Genomic DNA, 21,352 nt, shown 5'->3' with positions numbered 1-21,352 from the left:
GCGTTTCGGGAAGCGCGTTTCGGGAAGCTCGGCTCGGGATCGTGGACGGGGCATCGGCCCGTCGGGCGCGCGGTGCCGGGGCATCTCGAAATCCACGGTCTCGAGGAGGCCAGCAGCGGCTCTCCGCGCCCCTCACGCCGCCGAAACACGGATCGGCACGCTCGACGCGAGGAAGCGCCCAACCACGGCTGACAGCACCGGTCCGATGGTCTGCGGCCCATAGGCGGACGCGGCATAGCGCCGCCCCGCCTCGCCCAGGCGGACCGCCAGCGCCTCGTCCTCGATCAACCGCCGGATCGCCAGGCCCGTCGCCTCGGGATCCTCGAGCGGGACGACCAGGGCGACCTCGCGGCCGCGGACGATGTCCCGCGTTCCGGATGTGTCCGTGACGACGGTCGGCACGGCAGCGGCGAGCGCCTCGATCAGGGTCAGGCCGAACGGCTCCAGGCGTGACGGCATGACATAGAGGTCGATGGCGCTGAAGAAGCCGGATACGTCGGAAATCCAGCCGGAGAACGTGATCCGGTCGGCCAATCCCAATCGCTTCGCGAGGCTCTGCAGCGCCCCCAGCTCGGGCCCCTCGCCTCCCACCACGAGGCGCCAATCGCGGCTGGCGAGGCCGGGCGTGGCCAAGGCCCGGATCAGCACGTCGAACCCTTTCGCCCCATGCAATCGCCCGATCGCGCCGATGACGATCGGCTTGCGCCTGGGCGGCCTTTCCGCGACCGGCGTGATGTCCAGGGCGTTGGGCACGACTTCGACGGCCACGGTGCCGAAGCGGCGCCGGACTGCCTCGCCGATCTCCGGCGAGACCGCGATCAGGCCGTCCAAGCGCCGAATCCGCTTCTTCAGCCGGAAATTGTGCTGCACGGCGACGCGCAAGACACCGTCCAGCCGCACGGCATAGGACTGCGCCCGGTTGGAATGGGCCAGGATGATGTCGGGCCGAGCCTCGCGGACATGGCGACGAAGGGCTGCGTTCAAGCGCGGATCATAGGCCGACAGCGGCGCCGCGCCGATGAAGTCGGCCCCCTCGGGCAGCAGGTCGCGCACCCAGCCCTGGGGATGTCCGATCGTCGTCACGTCATGGCCTTCGGCCGCGAGCATTCTGTGATACACCGCGGCCATGCGTTCGACGCCGCCGCGGCGGTATCCCAGCATCATGTTGAAAATTCTGGCCACCGCCCGCGATCCTGAACAAGGTGGCGACTACGGGCGATCGGCATCGGTGCCCTTGCTCGCCACCAGGAAGTCTTCGTACATCTTCACATCGCGCAGCCAGCGGCCGAAGGCGAAGACGCCGGCCAGGGCGACGCCATAGATGCCGGCCCGCCAGAGCTGCTTCAAGATGAAGGGCTTGCAGAAATAGAACGGCAGGCCGAACACGATGCGCAGCGCCAGGACCGCCTGCGATTTCTTGTTTCCCTCCCGTGCCCGCACCGTGCTGACGCGGTTGAGCTTCTGCACGATATGGGCGATGTCCCGGAAGGAATAGTGGAGCAGGCCGCCCTTGAGCCGGCCGACCGAGATGCCGGCCGGCACCTCCAGCTGGTCCCAGGCCTTGTGGTCGGGCATGCGCACCACCCGCCGGTCGTAGAGCTTGCGGCGATAGGAGAGCCAGAAGCCGTACCAGGGCGTGCCGAGCGGCGGCACGGTGACCAGGCACATCTCGTGCACGGGCAGCTTCGGCTCGCCAGCCGCGAACAGGGCCCGGATCTCGCCCGCCAGCTCGGGCGAGACGACCTCGTCGGCGTCGAGGTCGAGGAGCCAGTCGAAGCGGCAATGCTGCTCGCCGCACCGCTTCTGGCCGCCATTGCCCAGCCATGGCTGCCGGAACACCCGCGCTCCGAGGGATTCCGCGATCTCGACGGTGCGGTCGGTGGAGCCGGAATCGACGATGACGACCTCGGCGGCGACCTGCCTCGCCGCCTCGATGCAGCGCCCGATGATCCGTTCCTCGTTGAGGGTGCGGATATAGCAGGAGAGCGGCAGCGGGGCTGATGTCATGTCACAGGCCTATCGAAGGGCGCGAGACGCCGGACCGCGCGCAGGCGCGGCCACAGGGCCCGCAGGCCCCGGCGGCTCGCCCGTCGGGCAGCCCTGCCGTCGCGCCGGCCCGGGTCACAGGAGCGGGCGGATGTGCAGCTCGCGCAGCTGCTTGGTCGTCGCCTCGGAGGGCGCGCCCATCAGGATGTCCTCGGCCCGCTGGTTCATCGGGAACAGCGCCACCTCGCGCAGGTTCTGCTCGCCGGCCAGCAGCATGATGATACGGTCGACGCCCGCCGCCATGCCGCCATGGGGCGGGGCGCCGTACTGGAAGGCCCGGTACATGCCTCCGAAGCGCTCGACCACCGTCTCCTCGCCATAGCCAGCGATCTCGAACGCCTTCACCATCGCATCGGGGCGATGGTTGCGGATGCCGCCCGAGGCGATCTCGAAGCCGTTGCAGGCAATGTCGTACTGGAACGCCTTGAGCGACAACGGATCCTGGCTCTTCAGCGCCTCGAGCCCGCCCTGCGGCATGGAGAACGGGTTGTGGGAGAAGTCGACCTTCTTCTCGTCCTCGTTCCACTCGTACATCGGGAAGTCGACGATCCAGGCGAGCTCGAACCGGTCCTCGTCGACCAGCTTGAGATCGGTGCCGATCCTGGTGCGCGCCATGCCGGCGAACTTGACGAACTTGTCCGGGTTGCCGGCGACGAAGAAGGCCGCATCCCCGGCCTTGAGCCCGAGCTGCAGGCGGATCGCCTCGGCTCGCTCCGGCCCGATATTGTTGGCGATCGGCCCGCGCGCGCCGACGCCGGTCGCCTCGGGATCGGCGGCCTTCGTCGTCTCGTCGGTGGCCCGGTCGAAATAGAGGATGTAGCCCATGCCCGGCTGGCCCTCGCTCTGGGCCCAGGCGTTCATGCGGTCGCAGAAGGTCCTCTGGCCGCCGGTCGGCCCGGGAATCGCCCAGATGCGGTTGGCCGGGTCCTCCAGCAGGCGCGCGAACACCTTGAAGTTCGAGCCGCGGAAATGCTCCGAGGCATCCTGGATCACCAGGGGGTTGCGCAGGTCCGGCTTGTCGGTGCCGTACTTCGCCATGGCCTCGGCATAGGGGATGCGCGGCCAGGCCTTCGTCACCGGCTTGCCCTTGCCGAACTGCTCGAAGATCGCCGATATCACCGGCTCCATGGTCTCGAACACGTCTTCCTGCGTGACGAAGCTCATTTCGACGTCGAGCTGGTAGAACTCGCCGGGCAGGCGGTCGGCGCGCGGGTCCTCGTCGCGGAAGCAGGGCGCGATCTGGAAATAGCGGTCGAAGCCCGCCATCATCAGGAGCTGCTTGTATTGCTGCGGCGCCTGCGGCAGGGCGTAGAACTTGCCGGGATGGATGCGCGAGGGCACCAGGAAGTCGCGCGCGCCCTCAGGCGAGGACGCCGTGAGGATCGGCGTCTGGAACTCGTTGAAGCCGGCCGCCTTCATGCGGGTGCGCATGGCGTCGATCACCTGGCCGCGCAGGATGATGTTGTTGTGGATGCGCTCGCGCCGCAGATCGAGGAAACGGTATTTCAGCCGCGTCTCCTCCGGATAGTCCTGCTCGCCGAACACCGGCAGCGGCAGCTCCGCCGCCGGGCCCAGCACCTCGATCTCGGCGACATAGAGCTCGACCAGGCCGGTCGGCATGTCCCGGTTCTCGGTGCCCGGCGGGCGCAGGCGCAGCTTGCCGTCGAGCCGCACCACCCATTCAGAGCGCAGCTTCTCCGCCTGCGCGAAGGCCGGCGAATCCGGGTCGACCACGCATTGCGTCAGGCCGTAATGGTCACGCACGTCGATGAACAGCACGCCGCCGTGGTCGCGGATGCGGTGGCACCAGCCGGACAGGCGCACATCCCGGCCGACATGCTCGGCGCGCAGGTCTCCGCAGGTGTGGGAACGGTAGCGATGCATGGCGGCGTCTTTCGGGTGCGTCTTTCGCGGGCTCTCGATCGTTGCGGCCATAGAGCCCAAGCGTCCGGCATCGTCAAGGCTCGCTGGCCGCCCCACCGCCGGCGAAGGCGGCGATTCCCGCTCGCGGGCACCAGAAAAGCCCCTGCCATCGCCCCTGGACCTTCAACCCGCGCTTGCCTCGCGGCCTCGCCTGTCCGATAAGCACAGGTCTGCCGCAATCCGTTCATGCAATGACCTCGATCATCACCACCACCGCCGATCTCACCGATGCCTGCGCCCGTCTGGCGCAACATCCCTTCGTGACGGTCGACACGGAATTCCTGCGCGAGACGACGTTCTGGCCGAAGCTCTGCGTCGTCCAGGTCGCGAGTCCGGAGGAGGCAGTGATCGTCGACGCCCTCGCCGAGGGCATCGACCTCGAGCCGCTCAACGCGCTTCTGCGCAACGAGGCGGTGCTCAAGGTCTACCATGCCGCGCGCCAGGACATCGAGATCGTCTGGCACATGGCCAAGTTCATCCCGGCGCCGGTGTTCGACACCCAGGTCGCGGCCATGGTGCTCGGCTATGGCGACAGCATCGCCTACGACCAGCTGGTGCAGCGCCTGACCGGCGCCCATATCGACAAGTCCTCGCGCTTCACCGACTGGTCGAAGCGGCCGCTGACCGAGGCGCAGATCGTCTACGCCATCTCCGACGTCACCCATCTGCGCGACGTCTACCTGAAGCTCGCCGCCCAGCTGGAGAAGCGCAAGCGCGCCCATTGGATGCAGGACGAGATGGCGGTCCTGACCTCGCCCGAGACCTATCGCCAGCCGCCGGAGGATGCCTGGAAGCGCATCGGCGGGCGGATCCGCAAGCCGCGCGACCTCGCCATCCTGGTCGAGGTGTCGGCCTGGCGCGAGCGCGAGGCCCAGACCAAGAACGTGCCGCGCTCGCGGGTGCTGAAGGACGATGCCATCATCGAGATCGCGCTGCAGGCCCCCGACACGCCGGAGAAGCTGGCGGGGATCCGCATGATTCCGAAGGGATGGGAACGCTCCAGGAGCGGCCTCGACCTGATCGACGCGGTCAAGGCCGGCATGACGCGCGATCCCGCCACCCTGCCGGTCAAGGCGCCGCCCCGCATCGCCGCCAACGGCGCCGGCGCCACGGTCGAGCTGCTCAAGGTGCTGCTCAAGATGGTCTCGGAGCGCCAGGGCGTCGCTGCCAAGGTGATCGCCACCACCGACGACCTCGACCTGATCGCCGACAATGACGAGGCCGACGTGCCGGCCCTGCACGGCTGGCGGCGCGAATTGTTCGGCGAGAAGGCGCTGGCCTTGAAGCGCGGCAAGCTGGCGCTGGCCATCGAGAAGGGCCGGGTCACCGCCATCGAGCGGTGAGCCGCCCCTCCCCGCTCAGGCGATGCTCTCGCCGCCGTCGACCACCAGGGCGTGGCCGGTGACGAAGGAGGAGCGGTCCGAGACCAGGAACAGGATGGCCTCGGCCACCTCCTCGGCGCTGGCCCAGCGCCCCATCGGGATCCGCTCGCGGACATAGGCCTCGATCGCCGAGCGCCCGCCCATCTGGGCGATGAACGGCGCGTTGAAGGGCGTGTCGACCCAGCCCGGGCAGAGCGCGTTCACCCGCACGCGGTGCCTGGCATAGTCCAGGGCCATCTGGCGGGTCATCGCCACCACCGCATGCTTGGAGGTGGTGTAGGCGATCATCTCCCGGTCGTAGAACACGCCGGAATTGGAGGCGGTGTTGAGGATGACGCCGCCGCCCTGGGCGATCATCGCCGGCATGACCAGCCGCGCCGCCATGAAATGGGCGCGGACGTTGACCCGCCAGGACGCGTCCATGCCCTCGGGCTCGACCGTGGTGAGCGGTCCGCCCACCTGGATGCCGGCATGGTTGTGCAGGATGTCGATGCGGCCGTGCCGCGCCAGCGTGCCTTCGACCAGGCCCGCGAGCGCGGCGTCGTCGGCGACCTCGGTCGCCTGCGCCTCGGCACGCCCGCCCTCGGCGAGGATGGCCGCTGCCGTGGCCTCTCCGGCCGCGGCGCTGCGGTCGGCCACCACGACGGCCGCGCCCTCGCGCGCCATGGCGAGAGCGCCGGCCCGGCCGATGCCCGAGCCGGCGCCGGTGACGATCGCCACCCGGTCCTGCAGGATCATGGCAGCACCTATGCCGCCCGGCGGCCGCGCCGTGGCGAGGCGGTGGAGGTCTCGACGTCGCGATCTGCCGGCATGCCCATGCGCTCTCCGGAGGGATGGTGAGGGCAGCAGGCTAGCGGCGGTGCCGGGCCTCGTATGTACCTTTCGGGTGGTAGGCCGGCGGCGCGGACGCTACTCCGCCGCCGCGCGCAGCTCCGCGACACGCACCAGCGGCTCGCGGCCGATCAGCTTGCCCAGCGCCTTCATGCGGCTGGTCAGGCGGTCGCCGGCCAGCCCCTCCAGGTCGGCCGGCAGGTCCAGCACCAGGCGGCCGCGCTCGACATGCAAGGGAGCGCGCGGCAGCACGCCGGGCATGGCGGCGGAGAGGATGTAGCCGACGCGCATCAGCGCGCCGAGGATGCGGGCGCGGTCGAGGATGCGGGTGCTCGCCACCTCGCGGATCCGAGGCGACAATTCGTCGTCGCCGAGGCCGACATGACGGAAGAAGTTCGCCAGCGCGATATAGGCGCGGCCGTGATGGTCGATGCCGACGAAGGCGGCATTGGCGATGACGTTGAGGCTCTGCTCGCCGCGATAGTCGGGGTGCGCACGCCAGCCGATATCGGCGACCAGGCAGGCCGCGTGGCGCAGGCGCTTCTCCTCCGCCGTCTCGTCCAGGCCGGTCGAGGCCATGAAGCGGCTGCTCCAGGCTGAGAGCTCCTCGCCATGGCGCGGCGAGCGCGAGCGCAGGATATTGAGCTCGCTCGCCGCGGCGATCAGCGGGTCCTGCTTGCGCGTCTCCTCGTCGAGCAGCGTGTAGAGCAGGCCTTCGCGCACGCCCATGGCCGAGACCACGATGTCCCTGGGCTTGCCGGCGCGGATGATCTCGGCCAGCACGGCCGCGCCATAGGCGAGCAGCGGCAGGCGCCCGGCCGACACCGCTTCCTTGCCGACGAGCGTGTCCGAATCGACCCGCGTCACCAGCCGGCAGAAATCGAGCATGTCGCGGGCCGGCACGGTGTAGCCGTGCATCACGTGCAGGGGATAGCCGTGCTGCGACATATGCAGCTTGGCCAGGGAGCGCCAGGTGCCGCCCACGGCGTAGAAGGAGCGATCCTTGAGCAGCGCCAGCGGCTCGGCCTTGGCCAGAACCGTCCTGATGATCTTCTCGGCGTTGCGGATCGACGCGCCGGCGGCGTCCTGCAGGGCGATGCCGCCGAGCGGCGTGGTCATGCCGGCGCCGAGCCGATGCAGGTGCACGTCGATCAGCTCCAGCGAGCCGCCGCCCATGTCCCCGACCACGCCGTCCGGCTTGTAGATGCCGGAGACGACGCCATAGGCCGAGAGCTTGGCCTCGCGCTTGCCCGACAGGACCTCGATCGGCGCCCGGCATATCGCCTCGGCCTCGCGGATGAAGGCCTCGCCATCCTCGGCGTCGCGCGCGGCGGCGGTGGCCATCACATAGAGCTGCTTCACCCCCATCGTGTCGCAGAGGGCCCGGAACCGGCGCAGGGCCGCCAGCGCCTTGGCCACGGCGCTCTTGTCGAGATGGCGGGTGATCGCCACCGAACGGCCGAGGCCGCACATCGCCTTCTCGTTGAAGATCGCCGTCGGGCTGCGCGTCAGCCCCTCATAGGCGACCAGGCGGACGGAGTTGGAGCCGATGTCGATGGTGGCGATCGGGGGGCCCTGGCAGATTCGCCCCTGGGCGAAGTCCGGATCCCCCGGCTTCACAGCGTCAGCGCCGCTTGAGAAGGCTGCGGGGAGAGCTGTGCTTGAGTGATTTTCCACGGCCGGACAGACTCGGGTTGGTCATGAAATAGTTGTGGGCGTTGAACGGCTCCTCGCCCGCGGGCGGGACTATGCGTTGCGAGTCACCGTCGGGCAAGATGCGCCAGCTCTGCTGGTTGTCGATAAGATTGGCGACCATGATCTGGTCGAGGATCTGCTCGTGCACCGTCGGATTGAGGATCGGGCACAGCGCCTCGACGCGCCGGTCGAGATTGCGCTGCATCAGGTCGGCCGAGGAGATGTAGACCGCGGCCTTGGGATGCGGCAGCCCGTAGCCGCTGCCGAAGGCGTAGATGCGGCCGTGCTCGAGGAAGCGGCCGACGATCGACTTGACCCGGATGTTGTCGGACAGGCCGGGCACGCCGGGCCTGAGGCAGCAGATGCCGCGCACGACGAGGTCGATCTGCACCCCCGCCCGGCTCGCCTCGTACATGGCGTCGATCACCACGGGGTCGACCAGCGAGTTGCACTTGCCCCATATCGCCGCGGGCCGGCCTGCCTTGGCGTGCTCGATCTCCCCGCGGATGTGCTCGAGGATGCGCTTCTTCAGCGACACCGGCGAGACCGCCATGCGCTCCAGCTCCGCCGGCTCGGCATAGCCGGTGATGAAGTTGAAGATGCGCGCCACGTCCCGGCCGATCACCGGGTCGGCGGTGAAGAAGGACAGGTCCGTGTAGATCTTGGCGGTGATCGGATGGTAGTTGCCGGTGCCGACGTGGCAATAGGAGACCAGCTGGCCCATCTCGCGCCGCACCACCATCGACAGCTTGGCGTGGGTCTTCAGTTCGACGAAGCCGAACACCACCTGCACGCCGGCCCGCTCGAGGTCGCGGGCCCAGCGGATATTGGCCTCCTCGTCGAAGCGCGCCTTGAGCTCGACCAGCGCCGTCACCGACTTGCCGGCTTCGGCCGCCTCGGCCAGCGCCTTGACGATCGGGCTGTTGGAGGAGGTGCGGTAGAGCGTCTGCTTGACCGCCACGACATTGGGATCGCGCGCCGCCTGCTGCAGGAACTGCACCACCACGTCGAAGGATTCGTAGGGGTGATGGACGACGATGTCCTTCTGGCGGATCGCGGCGAAGGCGTCGGTGCCGTGGTCGCGCACCCGCTCGGGGAAGCGCGGCGTATAGGGCGCGAACTTGAGGTCGGGCCGGTCGAGCGCCACCAGCTGCGACAATTCGTTGAGCCCGAGCATCCCGGCGACGCGGAAGATCGCGTCCTCGCTGACGTCGAGCTCCTCTGAGACGAACTGGCGGATGGCGTCGGGCATCGCAGCATCGATCTCGAGCCGGATCACGACGCCGCGGCGGCGCTGCTTCAGCGCCGTCTCGAACTCGAGCACCAGGTCCTCGGCCTCTTCCTCGATCTCGATGTCGGAATCGCGCACCAGGCGGAACGAGCCCTGTCCCTGGACGGTGTAGCCGGGAAAGAGCTTGCCGATGAACATCACCGCCACGTTCTCCAGGGCGATGAAGCGCGCCGCGCCGGTGTCGGCGAAGTCGGGCAGGCGGATGAAGCGCTCCACCTTGTTCGGCACTCGGATCAGGGCGTTGAGGCCACGGCCGTCGCCGATGCGGGCGAGCTGCAGCGCGATGGTGAAGCCGAGATTGGGGATGAAGGGGAAGGGGTGGGCGGGATCGACGGCGAGCGGCGTCAGGATCGGGAAGACATGGCCGAGGAAATATTCGTCCAGCCAGAGCTTCTCGTGCTTGGTCAGGTCGCTCGCCTCGGCCAGCACGATGCCTTCGAGCAGCAGGTCGTCGCGCAGCTCCGTCCAGCGCTTCTGCTGGTCCGAGGCCAGGCGCGACACCGCTTCGGAGATCCGCGTCAGCTGCTCGGCCGGCGTCAGCCCGTCCGGGCTCTTGACGGCCACGCCCTCGCGCACCTGCCCGACCAGGCCGGCGACGCGCACCATGAAGAACTCGTCGAGATTGCTGGCCGAGATCGACAGGAAGCGCAGCTGCTCCAAGAGCGGATGGCTCTTGTTCGAGGCCTCCTCCAGCACGCGGCGATTGAACTGCAGCCAGGAGAGCTCGCGATTGATGAAGCGTTCGGGCAGCTCGGACAGCGGCGTCGCATCCTTGGCCGGAGCCGTGGGCGGGGTTTCCACGGGCAGCTCCTCGGCTTCGGCGACCTCGGCGACCTTTGCCGCCGCCCTGCCCTTCTCCGTCATGATCGAGCTCCCGACACAGGCATCACAGACTTGAATACGACGCGATTGCGACGATCGTGTATCACAGGCCGAGGCTGGCGCGGCGTCAACCGGAACCGCGCACTATCGCTCCGCCGCGGCCAGCACGTCGGCCGCCATCGCCCGGGTGATGCGGCGCCCGCGCGCCAGCGCCTCGCGGTCGAGCCCCGCCACGGCCCGGCTGGCCGCGTCGAAGGAGCGGTCGATATGCAGGGCGAGATAGTCGATGACGCCGGTGTCGACCACCAGTTGCCGGTCGACGAAGAGCTTGACCAGAAGCGAGCGCAGCAGCAGGTCGTCGGGCGGGGCGATCGTCACCGTCGGCAACGCCCTGAGGCGCGACAGCAGGTCGGGAATGGCAAGGCCCCAACGGCCCGGCAGGTCCCGTGCGGTGATCAGCAGCGCCGTGCCGGATTCGCGGGCGAGGTTGAGGAGATGGAACAGCGCCGTCTCCCGTGCGCCGATGCGCTCGGCATTCTCCAGCGCCAGCGCCCCGCCCTCGACGAGACCCGGCACGTCGGCCTCATCGAGGGCCGCGGCATCGCAGACCGCGGCCACGGCGGTCTGTGCCCAGATCGCCGCCAGATGGGTCTTGCCCGAGCCCGGCGGCCCGACCAGCAGCGCGCGCCGCTCCGGCCAGTCCGGCCAGCTCTCGACCAGGGCATAGGCGGCCTCGTTGGAGGCGGAGACCAGGAAGTCCTCGCGCCCCTGCGCCGGCTCCTGCGCCAGATCGAGCGGCAGCTGGCGGACCGGCGGCCTCACTCCGCCACCTCCGCCTTCGCCGGCGCGGCCGGAGCCTCGCCGGTATAGAGCGGGCTGTCGAGATAGCGGCCGAGCGCGAAGCGCACCAGCACGCCGATCGCGGCGGCGACCGGCACGGCCACCATGAGGCCGACGAAGCCGAACAGCGAGCCGGCGGCCAGCAGCGCGAACATCAGCCAGACCGGATGCAGCCCGACCGAGGAGCCGACCAGCCGCGGCGACAGGATGTTGCCTTCCAGGAACTGGCCGATCCCGAATACCACCGCCACCAGGGCGGGCAGGTGCCAGCCCGGCCAGGACTGCACCAGCGCCACGCCCATGGCGACGACGAAGCCCAGGATCGAGCCGACATAGGGGATGAAGGAGACGAAGCCGGCGCACAGGCCGATCAGGAAGCCGAAGCTGAGGCCGACCACGCTGAGGCCGGTGCCGTAGAACAGGCCGAGCAGCAGGCACACCGTCGCCTGGCCGCGCACGAAGCCGGCGATGGCGCGGTCGATGTCGCCGGCGATGCCGCGGATGGTGGCGACGTGCTGGCGCGGCAGCCAGTTGTCCACCGTGCCGACCATGCGGTTCCAGTCGAGCAGGATGTAGAAGGCGACAACGGGCGTCACCACCAGCACGCTGATGACGCTGAAGATCGCCTGCCCTCCCGACCAGATCGAGGCGACGAAGGAGCCCAGCATCGAGGCGCCCTGCCCGACCGAATCGGCCAGGGATTTCTGGATGTCCGGCAGCCTGTCGCCGATCAGCGTGCCGAGCCAGCCCGAGTTGAGCTCGGCCAGGATGCGCTGGAGCGAGGAGATATAGGAGGGCAGGCGCGCCCGGAAGCCGGCGAGCTGGTCGCCCAGGATCGGCACCAGCAGCAGCAGCGCCGTGACGAAGATCATGACGAAGATGAGCAGGATCACGCTCGCCGCCGCCCAGCGCGGCAGGCCCAGGCGCACGAAGCGGTCCGCCACGGGATTGAGGAAATAGGCCACGACGATGCCGGCGACGAAGGGCAGCATCACGCCGCTGAGCAGCCACAGCAGCAGCACCAGCACGACGAGCGCGCCGATCCAGAAGGCAAGCTGGCGCTGGAAGGTCATGCGCAACTCCGGGTCAGCCCGCCATGTGGCGCAGCCATTGCCGCAGATAGGGGAGCGTCGAAGCGACGGTCAAGGCCGCGACGGCCACCGCCCCCGCCGCCGTCACGTCCGGCAGCTCGAAGCCGAAACCCTTGAGGAACAGGATGAGGCCGACGAAGCCGATCTGCACCGCCGTGTTGAGCTTGGACACCAGGGACGGCGCGATGGCGACGGGCTTGTCGAGGAAGCGGGCCAGCACGACGCCGCTGATGATCATCAGGTCGCGGAACACCACCAGGATGACCAGCCACAGCGCCAGCTCCCCGGCGATGCCGAGCGAGACGAAGATGGAGATCAGCAGCACCTTGTCGGCCAGCGGATCGATCGCCGCACCGAGCTCGGAGCGCTGGTCGAAGCGCTTGGCGATGAAGCCGTCGATGCCGTCGGAGGCGCCGGCAGCGACGAACAGCCAGAAGGCCCAGTGCCATTCCCCCTCGACGATGCACCAGACCACGACCGGGGCGAGGCAGAACCGGGCGATGGTGATCAGGTTGGGAATCGTCACGGACATGGTGGATCGGCGCGGCTGCTTTGGCCCATCATAGCGGTTTGCACGGTCGACTCGGCAGATTTCGCGCTCAGCAGGTTCTCCGAACCTGCTTGCATCCAGGACTCTGAGCAGCATTGATTTTGCATTGGAAATGCAAAATCAATCGTGGCGAAAGCCACGAGAAGCTGGTTGGGCGGGAACTCTGGGATCACATGCCTGTCATGGAGCTGTCGTAATTGCCGCGACGATAATGCGAGCGGGAGACCACCTCATGGCCGAAACCCCAGCCCCATCGTCGACGCTGCCGGCGGTCGTCGCCAACCCAGCCCTGGTGGCTGAGATCAAGGGGGGAATCGACCTCGGCGACCGGGCGCTGGTGACCGGCTTCGGCGAGAAGGCCCAGCGCGACGTCACCGCCTTCGCCGACCGGATCCTCGCCCAGACCCGCAACCGGGAGATGGGCGACACCGGCAAGCTCCTGCTCGACGTGATCGAGAAGGCGCGCGGCCTCGATCCGGCGCAGGTGCAGAAGGCCGGCTTCTTCGAGAAGCTGATCTCCTCGGCCGAGAGCCGGCTGCGCCGCTTCGTCGGCCGCTTCGAGGACGTCGCCGGCCAGATCGAGGGCATCAACATCCAGCTCGACAGGCACAAGGACGACCTGCGCCGCGACATCTCCCTGCTCGACGACCTGCACGAGGAGACCAAGCGCTCGATCCAGGCGCTCGAGGCCCATATCGAGGCCGGCAAGGCCTTCGCCGCCGACTTCCGGGCCGGCCGCCTGGCGGAGCTGAAGACGCGGGCCGATACGGCGCAGGCCGGCGGCGACGGCCTGATGGCCGCGCAGGATTACCAGGACGCCGCCCAGGGGCTCGACCGGCTGGAGAAGCGCGTCTTCTATCTCCAGCAGGCCCGCCAGATCGGCATCCAGCAATTGCCGCAGATCCGCGTGGTCCAGGCCGGCGACGAGACGCTGATCGAGAACCTGCAGGCGACGACCGAGCTCACCATCCCGGTCTGGAAGCAGAAGATGGTGCTGCTGCTCGGCCTGACCCGCCAGTCCGCCGCGCTCGACCTGCAGAAGACGGTCACCGACGCCACCAACCAGATGATGCGCCAAGCCTCCGACATGATGAAGACGCAGGCGATCGAGATCGAGAAGCAGGCCCAGCGCGGCATCATCGACATCGCAACGCTGGAGAAGACCAACCGCGACCTCATCGACACCGTCAACGGCGTGCTGGCCGTGCAGCGGCAGGGCCGCCAGAAGCGTGCCGAGGCGGAGCAGCGCATGGAGCAGCTCACCGGCGAATTGCGGACCGCCCTGGCGAGCGCGTCGGCGTGACGGCGCGGACCGCCATCGTGACGGCGCGGACCGCCATGCGGCCTGGAGCGGGCTTCGCGCGCTTCCTGCGGCTCGCCCTCGCCATCCCTGTGCTTGCCGGCGCCCTCGCCTCCTGCTCGCGCCCGGGCCCGGACATCACCATCGTCGCCGGCTCGGAGAACAAGCCGCTGGAGCCGCTGGTGCAGGAGTTCTGCACCGCACACAGCGCCAAGTGCAGCTTCGTCTACAAGGGCTCGCTCGACATCGGCTTCGGCCTGAAGTCGACCAGCGATCCCCTGCAGGCGGACGTGATCTGGCCGGCGGCCTCGATCTGGGTCGATCTGTTCGACGAAGGCCGCAGGGTCAAGCACCTGCAGTCGATCTCCCAGAGCCCGGTCGTCCTCGGCGTGCGCAAGAGCAAGGCCGAGGCGCTCGGCTGGACCGGGCGCGAGGTGACGACCGCCGACATCCTCGCCGCCGTGCGCGACGGCAAGCTGAAATTCCTGATGTCGTCGGCGACGCAGTCGAATTCCGGCGCCGGCGCCTATCTCGCCATGCTGACGACGGCGGTCGGCAAGGACCTCCTCGGCGAGGCGGATCTCGCCAGCGCCGACGTGCGCGACAAGGCGCGGTCCCTGCTGGCGGGCGTGGAACGAACGTCCGGATCGAGCGGCTGGCTCGGCGACCTCTTCCTCGACCAGGACCAGCGCGGCATCCATTACGATGCGATGTGGAACTACGAATCGGTGCTCAAGGAGACCAACGACACGCTGGTCGCCCGCGGCAGCGAGCCGCTCTGGCTGGTCTATCCCAAGGATGGCGTGGCCGTGTCGGACGGACCGCTCGGCTATCTCGACCGCGGCCGCGGCAGCGAGGTGGAGACCTTCGTGCTCGATCTGCAGAAATTCCTGCTCGGCGACGACGCGCAGAAGCGCATCGCCGCCACCGGCCGGCGCATCGGACCGGGCCGGGCCGAGGCGGCCAAGCCGGTCGCCGACTGGAATTTCGACCCGTCGCGACCGATCACCGCGATCCGCCCGCCGGAACCGAAGGTGATCTGGGCTGCCCTCAACCTCTATCAGGACGCGCTGCGGCGGCCCTCGCTGACGACCCTGTGCCTCGATGTCTCGGGCAGCATGGACGGCCCGGGCATCGACCAGCTGCGCGCAGCCATGACCTTCCTGTTCACGCCGGACACGACGCGCGACCTCCTGGTGCAATGGTCGTCGGAGGACCGCATCTTCGCCATCGCCTTTTCCAGCGCGCCCGGCCCGGCCATGCCGGGGAGCGGCGCCCCGGCGGACCAGGAGCGGCTGAAGGAGTGGGGCGCCGGGCTCAGGGCCGACGGCGGCACCGACATGTATGCCTGCGCCTGGCAGGCCCTGCGCGCCATGACGCCCGTTCTCGGCACCGGGCGCTTCCTGCCGGCCATCGTCATCATGACCGACGGCCAGAGCCAGGGCGATCTGCAGGGCTTCCTGCAGGCCTGGCGCGAGGACGGGCACAAGGTGCCGGTGTTCGGCATCACCTTCGGCGACGCCGACCGGACCCAGCTCGATCGCCTGGCGGCCGAGACCGGCGGCCGGGTGTTCGACGGGCGGTCCGGCCTGGTGGACGCGTTCCGCGCGGTGCGGGGATATAATTGAGGCATGGCTGGAGGCAGCGGCAACGGCTTGAACCATGTGCTCGGCGGGGTGGTCGCGGCCGTCGCCGTGCCCGCTGCGGTGTTCGGCCTCAATCTGCCCTTCCTCGTCGCCCTGCCGCTGGCGGCCGGGCTCTATCTCGGCACCGCCTTCCTGTTCGCGCCCCGGCGCGCGGCCGATCGCATCGACCCCGCCCGCGTCGGCCGGGCCCAGGCCGAGCTCGTCGGCGGGCTGATCGAGGACGGCGAGGCGCTGGTCGCGCGGCTGCGCGAGGCCTCGCGTCGCCTGCGCTCGCAGCGGGCGGCCGGGATCGCGGCACACATGGCCGAGATCGCCCATGGCATCCTCGAGCGTCTCGCCGCCGAGCCGGGCAAGCTGTCGGCCGTCCGGCGCTTCCTCGGCTATTACCTGCCCCGCTCCGCCGAGATCGCCGAAGGCATGGTGGTGGTGGAGGGTCAGCGCACCACCGATGCCCGCCGGCTGGCCGAGATCGAGGACGTGATGGTGAGGCTCGACCATGCCTTCACCTTCTATGCCGACAGCTTCGCGCAGGCCGAGCTCGACGCCCTCGATGTCGAGCTCAGACTGCTCAGCCGGTCGCTTGCGGAGGATATCGGCCCGGCGCCGCACAGCAAGGGAGCTTCGTGAATGGCGATCAGCCGCCGCGCCGTCGGCCTCGGCATTCTCGGGCTCAGCGCCGCCGCCACCGGCGCGCTGGTCTATGGCCGCTCCAGCCCGCTGATCCGCGGCTATCTCGGCGAGGAGACCAAGCTGTTCGGCTTCATCGGCGGGGAGAAGGAGCGCTTCCTCGCCAATCCCGACGTGGTCTCCGCCCTGCGCCGCCATGGCGGCCTGGTGCTGGACGCGCGCCGGGCCGGCAGCGTCGAGATGGCGCGCGAGCGGACGCTGCTCGACCAGAAGCCGCAATTCCTCTGGCCGTCCTCGTCCGTCCTGGTTGATCTCGCCCGCGCCAGCGGCGTGAAGATCCAGCGTGACCAGGTGATCCTGAACTCGCCGATCGTGGTCTATTCCTGGGACGTGGTCGCCAAGGGCCTCGTCGCCGCCGGCCTGGCCCAGCCGGACGGGGCGGTGCGCTATCGTCTCGACCTGGCGCGGCTCCTCGATGCCATCCTGCAGAACCGGGCCTGGGCGGACATCGGGGTGCCCAGCCTCTATGGCCGGGCGCGCCTGCTCTCCACCGACCCGAACCGCTCCAATTCCGGCTTCATGTTCGCGGGCCTCGCGGCCAACCTCCTCGCCGGCGAGGTGGCGACACCCCAGAGCCTCACCGTGGTCGGCGACAAGGTGCAGGCGATCTTTACCGGCATGGGCTACAAGCCGAGCTCTTCCGGCAAGATGTTCGAGGACTACATCGCCGGTGGCCCCGGCGCGCAGCCGCTGATCGTCGGCTACGAAAATCAGCTCGTCGAATGGGTGCTGGAGGACGAGGCGCGCTGGAGCCGGCTCGAGGCCGCCGCGCCGGCCAAGCCGGTGATCCTCTATCCCCAGCCGACCGTGTTCTCGGCCCATCCGCTGATCGCCATCGACGAGACGGCAAATGCGTTGATCGACGCCCTGATGAGCCCAGACGTCCAGGAGATCGCCTGGACGAAGCACGGCTTCCGCGGCCCGCTCGGCACCTCCGGGGAGATCGACACGCCCCTGGTGAAGGACCGCATCCTGCCGCGCATCGACCAGGTGCTGCCGATGCCCGACATCCGCACCATGCTGGCGCTGATCGACCGCCTGGCGGCCTGAGGACGGGCCGTGCCGGTGCCGACTTGACCAAGCCGCAATTACTAAGTCGGAATGATTTATCTATTGACCGCGGCCAAAGCCATGCGATAGCTGGACGCGATCCCATCCGGACTTCGAGCGTGCGCGAGCTTGGAACCATCGACGGGCCTTGGCCTGCGCCGCCGCGGGGCGGACGGCGAGCGCGCGCCGGCACCGCGCCGGACGAGGCAGGCGGTCCCAGCCGCGGCACCAACCAGGCCGGCGTCAAGCTCTACAACGAGCGCCTGGTCCTGTCGCTGATCCGGGCCCATGGCAGCCTCTCCAAGGTCGAGATCGCCCGGATCACCGGCCTCTCCGCCCAGACCAGCTCGGTGATCATGAAACAGCTGGAGAGCGACGGGCTGCTGCGCCGGCAGGCGCCGCTGCGCGGCAAGGTCGGCCAGCCCTCCGTCCCCTTCGCGCTCGATCCGGAAGGATCCTTCGCCATCGGCCTCAAGGTCGGGCGGCGCAGCGCCGACCTGGTGCTGATGGATTTCGTCGGCGCGCCGCGCCGGCTCGTCCGCTCCGCCTATGCCTATCCCGAGCCCGGCCGTCTCGCGGCCTTCGTGGAGGCGGGCCTCGCCGAGATCACCGCTGCGCTGGCGCCGGCGCAGCGGGCCCGGATCTGCGGCCTCGGCATTGCCGCGCCGTTCGAGATGTGGAGCTGGGAGGCCGAGGTCGGCGCGCCGGCGGCGGTGATCGAGGCCTGGCGGCACGCGGACATCGCCGCGACCGTGCGCGCCCTGGTGCCCTGGCCGGTGCATTTCTGCAAGGATGCGACCGCGGCCTGCGCCGCGGAGCTCGCCTTTGGCCGGCACGGGCGCCTGGCGAACTATCTCTATGTCTTCGTCGCCACGCTGGTCGGCGGCGGCGTCGTGCTCGACGGCAGCCTCTATCCCGGCCGGGCCGGCTATGCCGGATCCATCGGCTCGGTGCTCGTCGCCGCTCCCGCTTGCGAGCCGCCGGGCGTGCAGCGCCTGATCCGCTGCGCTTCGCTGTCCACGCTGGAGGCCATGCTGCGCCGCGCCGGGCTCGATCCCGCCGTGCTCGGCGGCGCCGGCGACTGGGGCGACCTCGGGGCGCCGCTGGAGCAATGGATCGAGCAGGCCTCGGACGGGCTGAGCATGGCGATCGGCTCGGCCGTGGCCGTGATCGACTTCGAGGCGGTGGTGATCGACGGCGCCTGCCCGGCGCCGGTCCGGGCCCGGCTCGTCGAGCGCACCCGCGACAAGGTGGAACGGACCGCGCCGCAGGGCGTGGCGCCGGTTGAGGTGGTCGAGGGCTCGATCGGTCGCGACGCCCGGGTGCTCGGCGCCGCCAGCCTGCCGCTGCTCGCCGGCTTCGCCCGGGACCGCGACCTTCTGTTCAGGGCCGGCGCCTGAGGACCGGCTCGAATCCATGGGAGAGAACGACATGCTGATCGGCATCGATTGGGGCGGCACCAAGATCGAAGGCGTCGCGCTGGAGCCGGACGGCCGGGAGCTCGCCCGCCTGCGGGAAGACACGCCGCGGCACGACTATCCCGGCTGCATCCGGCTGATCCGCGACATCATCGAGCGCCTGGAGCGGCAGACCGGCCGGACCGGCACGATCGGCATCGGCATTCCCGGCTCGCTCGAGCCGAAATCCCGCCTCGGCAAGGGGGCGAGCTCGACCTGGCTGCTCGGCCAGCCGGTGGAGAAGGACGTGCGCGAGGCTCTCGGGCGCGAGATCCGCATGGAGAACGACGCCGACTGCCTCGCCGCCTCCGAGGCGGTGGACGGCGCGGGCGCCGGCTACAACGTGGTGTTCGCCGTCATCCTCGGCTCGGGCGCCGGTGCCGGCATCGCCGTCGGCGGGCGGGCCCATCACGGCCCGAACAACAGCGCCGGCGACTGGGGCCACAATCCCCTGCCCTTCCCGACCATCAACGAGATTCCCGGCGAGCCCTGCTATTGCGGCAAGCGCGGCTGCATGGAGACCTTCGTCTCCGGCCGGGCCTTCCAGGCCGACTATGCCCGCCATACCGGGCAGGAGCTCTTGGCCAGGGACATCCTCGCCCGCATGCGGGCGGGCGACCGGCTGGCGCGCCTCATATGGAACCGCTATGTCGACCGTGTCGCCCGGGGCCTGTCCGTCGTCGTCAACACGCTCGATCCCGACATCTTCGTCATGGGTGGCGGCATGTCGAATGTCGACGAGCTCTACGACGACCTGCCCCCGGCGCTGGCGAGCTATACCTTCTCGCCGGTGTTCGAGACGCCGATCCGCAAGGCCGTCCACGGCGATTCCAGCGGCGTGCGCGGCGCCGCCTGGCTGTGGAAGGACGGCTGACGCGCCCCTTCCCCTTCCCGTGCCGGCCCCGGGCCGGCCCAGACCCGACCGACAGGACATTCCGATGGACAGCGTTGCACTCCAGGACCGTTTCGACTTCGCCTCCCGCCTGATCGAGGAGGCCGGCGCGCTGGCGCTCGGCTATTTCCACCGGCTCGGCTCGCTCACCATCAAGAGCAAGGGCCTGCAGGACATGGCCAGCGAAGCCGACCTCGAGACCGAGGTGCTGATCCGCGACCGCCTGAAGCAGCGCTTCCCGCAGGACGGCTTCCTCGGCGAGGAGACCGGCCGGGACGGCCTCGGCACGCCCGAAGCCATCTGGGTGGTCGATCCCATCGACGGTACCCAGCCCTTCGTCAACGGCATGACCAGCTGGTGCGTGTCGATCGCGCTGGTGGTGGACGGCGTCGTCGAGATGGGCTTCGTCGTGAGCCCGGCCCGCGGCGAACTGTTCATCGGCCGCCGCGGCGGCGAGGCGACGCTCAACGGCCGGCCGATCCGTGTCGCCGAGGCCTCCAGCCTGACCCAGGGCATGCTGGGCGTCGGCTACTCGCCCCGTGTCTCGCCCGCGAACTTCCTGCCCCTGTTCAGCCGGCTGCTGCACCAGGGCGGCATGTTCGTCCGCGACGGCTCGGGCGCCCTCTCCCTGTGCTACGTCGCCTGCGGGCGGCTGATCGGCTATGTCGAGATGCACATCAATTCCTGGGACTGCCTCGGCGCCGTCGCGATCATCGAGGCCGCCGGCGGCCGGACCAACGATTTCCTGGCCGGCGACGGCCTGTGGAAGGGCAATCGCATGATCGCCGGGCCGGCGAGCCTCTATCCCGCGCTCGCCGCCCTGTTCGAGGAGACCGCGGCCGCCTGAGCGGCGGTCTCAGCGGCCGAAGCGGTCGGTGGCGGCGATCAGCCGGTGCAGCGTGCCCGGCTCGGCGAAGGAATGGCCGGAATCGTTGACCAGGTGGAACTCGGCCCTGGGCCAGCGCTTGGAGAGCTCCCAGGCGGTGATCGGCGGGCAGACCATGTCGTAGCGCCCTTGCACGATCACGCCGGGGATCTCGGCCAGCTTGCCGGCATCGCGCAGGAGCTGGCCCTCCTCCATCCAGCCGCCATGCACGAAATAGTGGTTCTCGATCCGGGCGAAGGCGAGGGCGAACTTCTCCTCGGCATGGCTGGTCGCCGGCCCCTCCGGCAGCAGGCTCGAGGTCTCGCCCTCCCACACGCTCCAGGCCCGCGCCGCAGCGAGGCGCACCGCCGGGTCATCGCCCGTGAGGCGGCGGTGATAGGTCAGGATCGGGTCGTCCAGCGACTCCGGCGGCAGGTCGCGGACGAAGCCCTCCCACTTGTCGGGGAAGAAATAGGACGCGCCGCGGCGGTAGTACCAGTCGAGCTCGAAGCGCCGCAGCGTGAAGATACCGCGCAGCACCAGCGCCGCGACGGCGCCGGGATGGGTCTGGGCATAGGCGAGCGCCAGGGTCGAGCCCCAGGAGCCGCCGAGCACCAGCCAGCTCTCCGCCCCGATCACCTCGCGGCGCAGGCGCTCGATATCGGCGACGAGGTGCCAGGTCGTGTTGGCCTCCAGGCCGGCATGCGGCGTCGAGCGGCCGCAGCCGCGCTGGTCGAACAGCAGCAGGTTGTAGCGCCGGGGGTCGAACAGGCGGCGATGCTTGGGCGAGCAGCCGGCGCCCGGGCCGCCGTGCAGGAAGACCGCCGGCTTGCCGGCCGGATTGCCGGCCAGCTCCCAGTAGAGGCTGTGGCCCTCGCCGACGTCGAGCCGGCCGGTCCGGTAGGGTTCGATCTCCGGATAGAGCCCGCGGCGCAACGTGCCGTCGGGCTCCAGGCTACGATCGAGCGGCATGGATGGCATGTC

General features: G+C 69.6%; 18 protein-coding genes. 8 read left to right on the top strand and 10 right to left on the bottom strand.

Annotation, left to right across the window (positions count from 1 at the left end; all coding sequences use genetic code 11):
- Positions 1-132: 132 nt before the first annotated feature.
- From QO011_RS06750 to aspS, 3 genes are all read right to left on the bottom strand, one after another.
- Positions 133-1,182 (bottom strand): glycosyltransferase, encoded by a 1,050-nt coding sequence (locus QO011_RS06750; protein ID WP_307269469.1) that lies wholly within the window; start codon positions 1,180-1,182, stop codon positions 133-135.
- A gap of 27 nt (positions 1,183-1,209) precedes the next feature.
- A complete protein-coding gene (locus QO011_RS06745; protein ID WP_307269466.1) occupies positions 1,210-2,007 on the bottom strand; it encodes a glycosyltransferase family 2 protein in 798 nt (265 codons plus the stop codon).
- 114 nt (positions 2,008-2,121) lie between these two features.
- The gene (gene aspS / locus QO011_RS06740; RefSeq protein WP_307269464.1) at positions 2,122-3,930 is read right to left on the bottom strand and encodes an aspartate--tRNA ligase; all 1,809 of its coding nucleotides are present in this window, start codon (positions 3,928-3,930) and stop codon (positions 2,122-2,124) included.
- Positions 3,931-4,160: 230 nt separating this feature from the next.
- On the opposite strand from aspS, the gene rnd reads away from it, so the two are divergent.
- The gene (gene rnd / locus QO011_RS06735; protein WP_307269462.1) at positions 4,161-5,312 is read left to right on the top strand and encodes a ribonuclease D; all 1,152 of its coding nucleotides are present in this window, start codon (positions 4,161-4,163) and stop codon (positions 5,310-5,312) included.
- A 15-nt stretch (positions 5,313-5,327) separates the two neighbouring features.
- Here the strand turns inward: rnd and QO011_RS06730 are convergent, their stop codons facing one another.
- From QO011_RS06730 to QO011_RS06705, 6 genes are all read right to left on the bottom strand, one after another.
- Complete coding sequence (locus tag QO011_RS06730) at positions 5,328-6,089, bottom strand: SDR family NAD(P)-dependent oxidoreductase (protein WP_307269460.1); 762 nt, start codon at positions 6,087-6,089, stop codon at positions 5,328-5,330.
- Positions 6,090-6,260: 171 nt separating this feature from the next.
- Positions 6,261-7,802, bottom strand: coding sequence for a Ppx/GppA family phosphatase (locus QO011_RS06725; RefSeq protein ID WP_307269457.1), 1,542 nt, complete (start codon positions 7,800-7,802; stop codon positions 6,261-6,263).
- A gap of 4 nt (positions 7,803-7,806) precedes the next feature.
- Positions 7,807-10,032 (bottom strand): RNA degradosome polyphosphate kinase, encoded by a 2,226-nt coding sequence (locus QO011_RS06720; protein WP_307269455.1) that lies wholly within the window; start codon positions 10,030-10,032, stop codon positions 7,807-7,809.
- Positions 10,033-10,134: 102 nt separating this feature from the next.
- Positions 10,135-10,812: a P-loop NTPase family protein gene (locus QO011_RS06715; RefSeq protein ID WP_307269453.1), complete on the bottom strand. Its 678-nt coding sequence runs from the start codon at positions 10,810-10,812 to the stop codon at positions 10,135-10,137.
- Entirely contained in the window at positions 10,809-11,903 is a 1,095-nt protein-coding gene (locus QO011_RS06710) for an AI-2E family transporter (protein ID WP_307269451.1), read from the bottom strand. The genes QO011_RS06715 and QO011_RS06710 overlap by 4 nt, the downstream gene beginning before the upstream one ends.
- Before the next feature lie 13 nt (positions 11,904-11,916).
- Positions 11,917-12,453 carry a CDP-alcohol phosphatidyltransferase family protein gene (locus QO011_RS06705; RefSeq protein WP_307269448.1) on the bottom strand — a complete coding sequence of 179 codons (537 nt, stop codon included), beginning with the start codon at positions 12,451-12,453 and terminating at the stop codon, positions 11,917-11,919.
- Between the two features lie 250 nt (positions 12,454-12,703).
- Here QO011_RS06705 and QO011_RS06700 point away from each other — a divergent pair, with 250 nt between their 5' ends.
- From QO011_RS06700 to QO011_RS06670, 7 genes are all read left to right on the top strand, one after another.
- Positions 12,704-13,774 carry a toxic anion resistance protein gene (locus QO011_RS06700; protein ID WP_307269445.1) on the top strand — a complete coding sequence of 357 codons (1,071 nt, stop codon included), beginning with the start codon at positions 12,704-12,706 and terminating at the stop codon, positions 13,772-13,774.
- Entirely contained in the window at positions 13,771-15,399 is a 1,629-nt protein-coding gene (locus tag QO011_RS06695; protein ID WP_307269442.1) for a vWA domain-containing protein, read from the top strand. Before QO011_RS06700 ends, QO011_RS06695 begins: the two co-directional genes overlap by 4 nt.
- Positions 15,400-15,402: 3 nt before the next feature.
- Positions 15,403-16,044, top strand: coding sequence for a 5-bromo-4-chloroindolyl phosphate hydrolysis family protein (locus QO011_RS06690; protein WP_307269440.1), 642 nt, complete (start codon positions 15,403-15,405; stop codon positions 16,042-16,044).
- Positions 16,045-17,154, top strand: coding sequence for a type 2 periplasmic-binding domain-containing protein (locus QO011_RS06685; RefSeq protein ID WP_307269437.1), 1,110 nt, complete (start codon positions 16,045-16,047; stop codon positions 17,152-17,154).
- A 119-nt stretch (positions 17,155-17,273) separates the two neighbouring features.
- The gene (locus QO011_RS06680; protein ID WP_307269434.1) at positions 17,274-18,554 is read left to right on the top strand and encodes an ROK family transcriptional regulator; all 1,281 of its coding nucleotides are present in this window, start codon (positions 17,274-17,276) and stop codon (positions 18,552-18,554) included.
- 31 nt (positions 18,555-18,585) lie between these two features.
- Positions 18,586-19,485 (top strand): ROK family protein, encoded by a 900-nt coding sequence (locus tag QO011_RS06675; RefSeq protein ID WP_307269433.1) that lies wholly within the window; start codon positions 18,586-18,588, stop codon positions 19,483-19,485.
- 64 nt (positions 19,486-19,549) lie between these two features.
- Positions 19,550-20,350 carry an inositol monophosphatase family protein gene (locus QO011_RS06670; RefSeq protein WP_307269431.1) on the top strand — a complete coding sequence of 267 codons (801 nt, stop codon included), beginning with the start codon at positions 19,550-19,552 and terminating at the stop codon, positions 20,348-20,350.
- Between the two features lie 9 nt (positions 20,351-20,359).
- Here QO011_RS06670 and pip read toward each other — a convergent pair whose 3' ends face one another.
- Entirely contained in the window at positions 20,360-21,340 is a 981-nt protein-coding gene (pip, locus tag QO011_RS06665; RefSeq protein ID WP_307269429.1) for a prolyl aminopeptidase, read from the bottom strand.
- Positions 21,341-21,352: the final 12 nt, after the last annotated feature.

This window comes from Labrys wisconsinensis (assembly GCF_030814995.1).
GTDB lineage: Bacteria > Pseudomonadota > Alphaproteobacteria > Rhizobiales > Labraceae > Labrys > Labrys wisconsinensis.
The sequence above is the reverse complement of the archived record's forward strand: the minus strand, read 5'-3'. Positions and strand labels throughout refer to the sequence as shown.

Excerpts from the sequence above, each read along its gene's own strand:
- QO011_RS06745 (WP_307269466.1), bottom strand. The coding sequence starts at position 2,007 with ATGACATCAGCCCCGCTGCCGCTCTCCTGCTATATCCGCACCCTCAAC.
- aspS (WP_307269464.1), bottom strand. The coding sequence starts at position 3,930 with ATGCATCGCTACCGTTCCCACACCTGCGGAGACCTGCGCGCCGAGCAT.
- rnd (WP_307269462.1), top strand. The coding sequence starts at position 4,161 with ATGACCTCGATCATCACCACCACCGCCGATCTCACCGATGCCTGCGCC.
- QO011_RS06730 (WP_307269460.1), bottom strand. The coding sequence starts at position 6,089 with ATGATCCTGCAGGACCGGGTGGCGATCGTCACCGGCGCCGGCTCGGGC.
- QO011_RS06720 (WP_307269455.1), bottom strand. The coding sequence starts at position 10,032 with ATGACGGAGAAGGGCAGGGCGGCGGCAAAGGTCGCCGAGGTCGCCGAA.
- QO011_RS06710 (WP_307269451.1), bottom strand. The coding sequence starts at position 11,903 with ATGACCTTCCAGCGCCAGCTTGCCTTCTGGATCGGCGCGCTCGTCGTG.
- QO011_RS06705 (WP_307269448.1), bottom strand. The coding sequence starts at position 12,453 with ATGTCCGTGACGATTCCCAACCTGATCACCATCGCCCGGTTCTGCCTC.
- QO011_RS06700 (WP_307269445.1), top strand. The coding sequence starts at position 12,704 with ATGGCCGAAACCCCAGCCCCATCGTCGACGCTGCCGGCGGTCGTCGCC.
- QO011_RS06690 (WP_307269440.1), top strand. The coding sequence starts at position 15,403 with ATGGCTGGAGGCAGCGGCAACGGCTTGAACCATGTGCTCGGCGGGGTG.
- QO011_RS06685 (WP_307269437.1), top strand. The coding sequence starts at position 16,045 with ATGGCGATCAGCCGCCGCGCCGTCGGCCTCGGCATTCTCGGGCTCAGC.
- QO011_RS06675 (WP_307269433.1), top strand. The coding sequence starts at position 18,586 with ATGCTGATCGGCATCGATTGGGGCGGCACCAAGATCGAAGGCGTCGCG.
- QO011_RS06670 (WP_307269431.1), top strand. The coding sequence starts at position 19,550 with ATGGACAGCGTTGCACTCCAGGACCGTTTCGACTTCGCCTCCCGCCTG.
- pip (WP_307269429.1), bottom strand. The coding sequence starts at position 21,340 with ATGCCGCTCGATCGTAGCCTGGAGCCCGACGGCACGTTGCGCCGCGGG.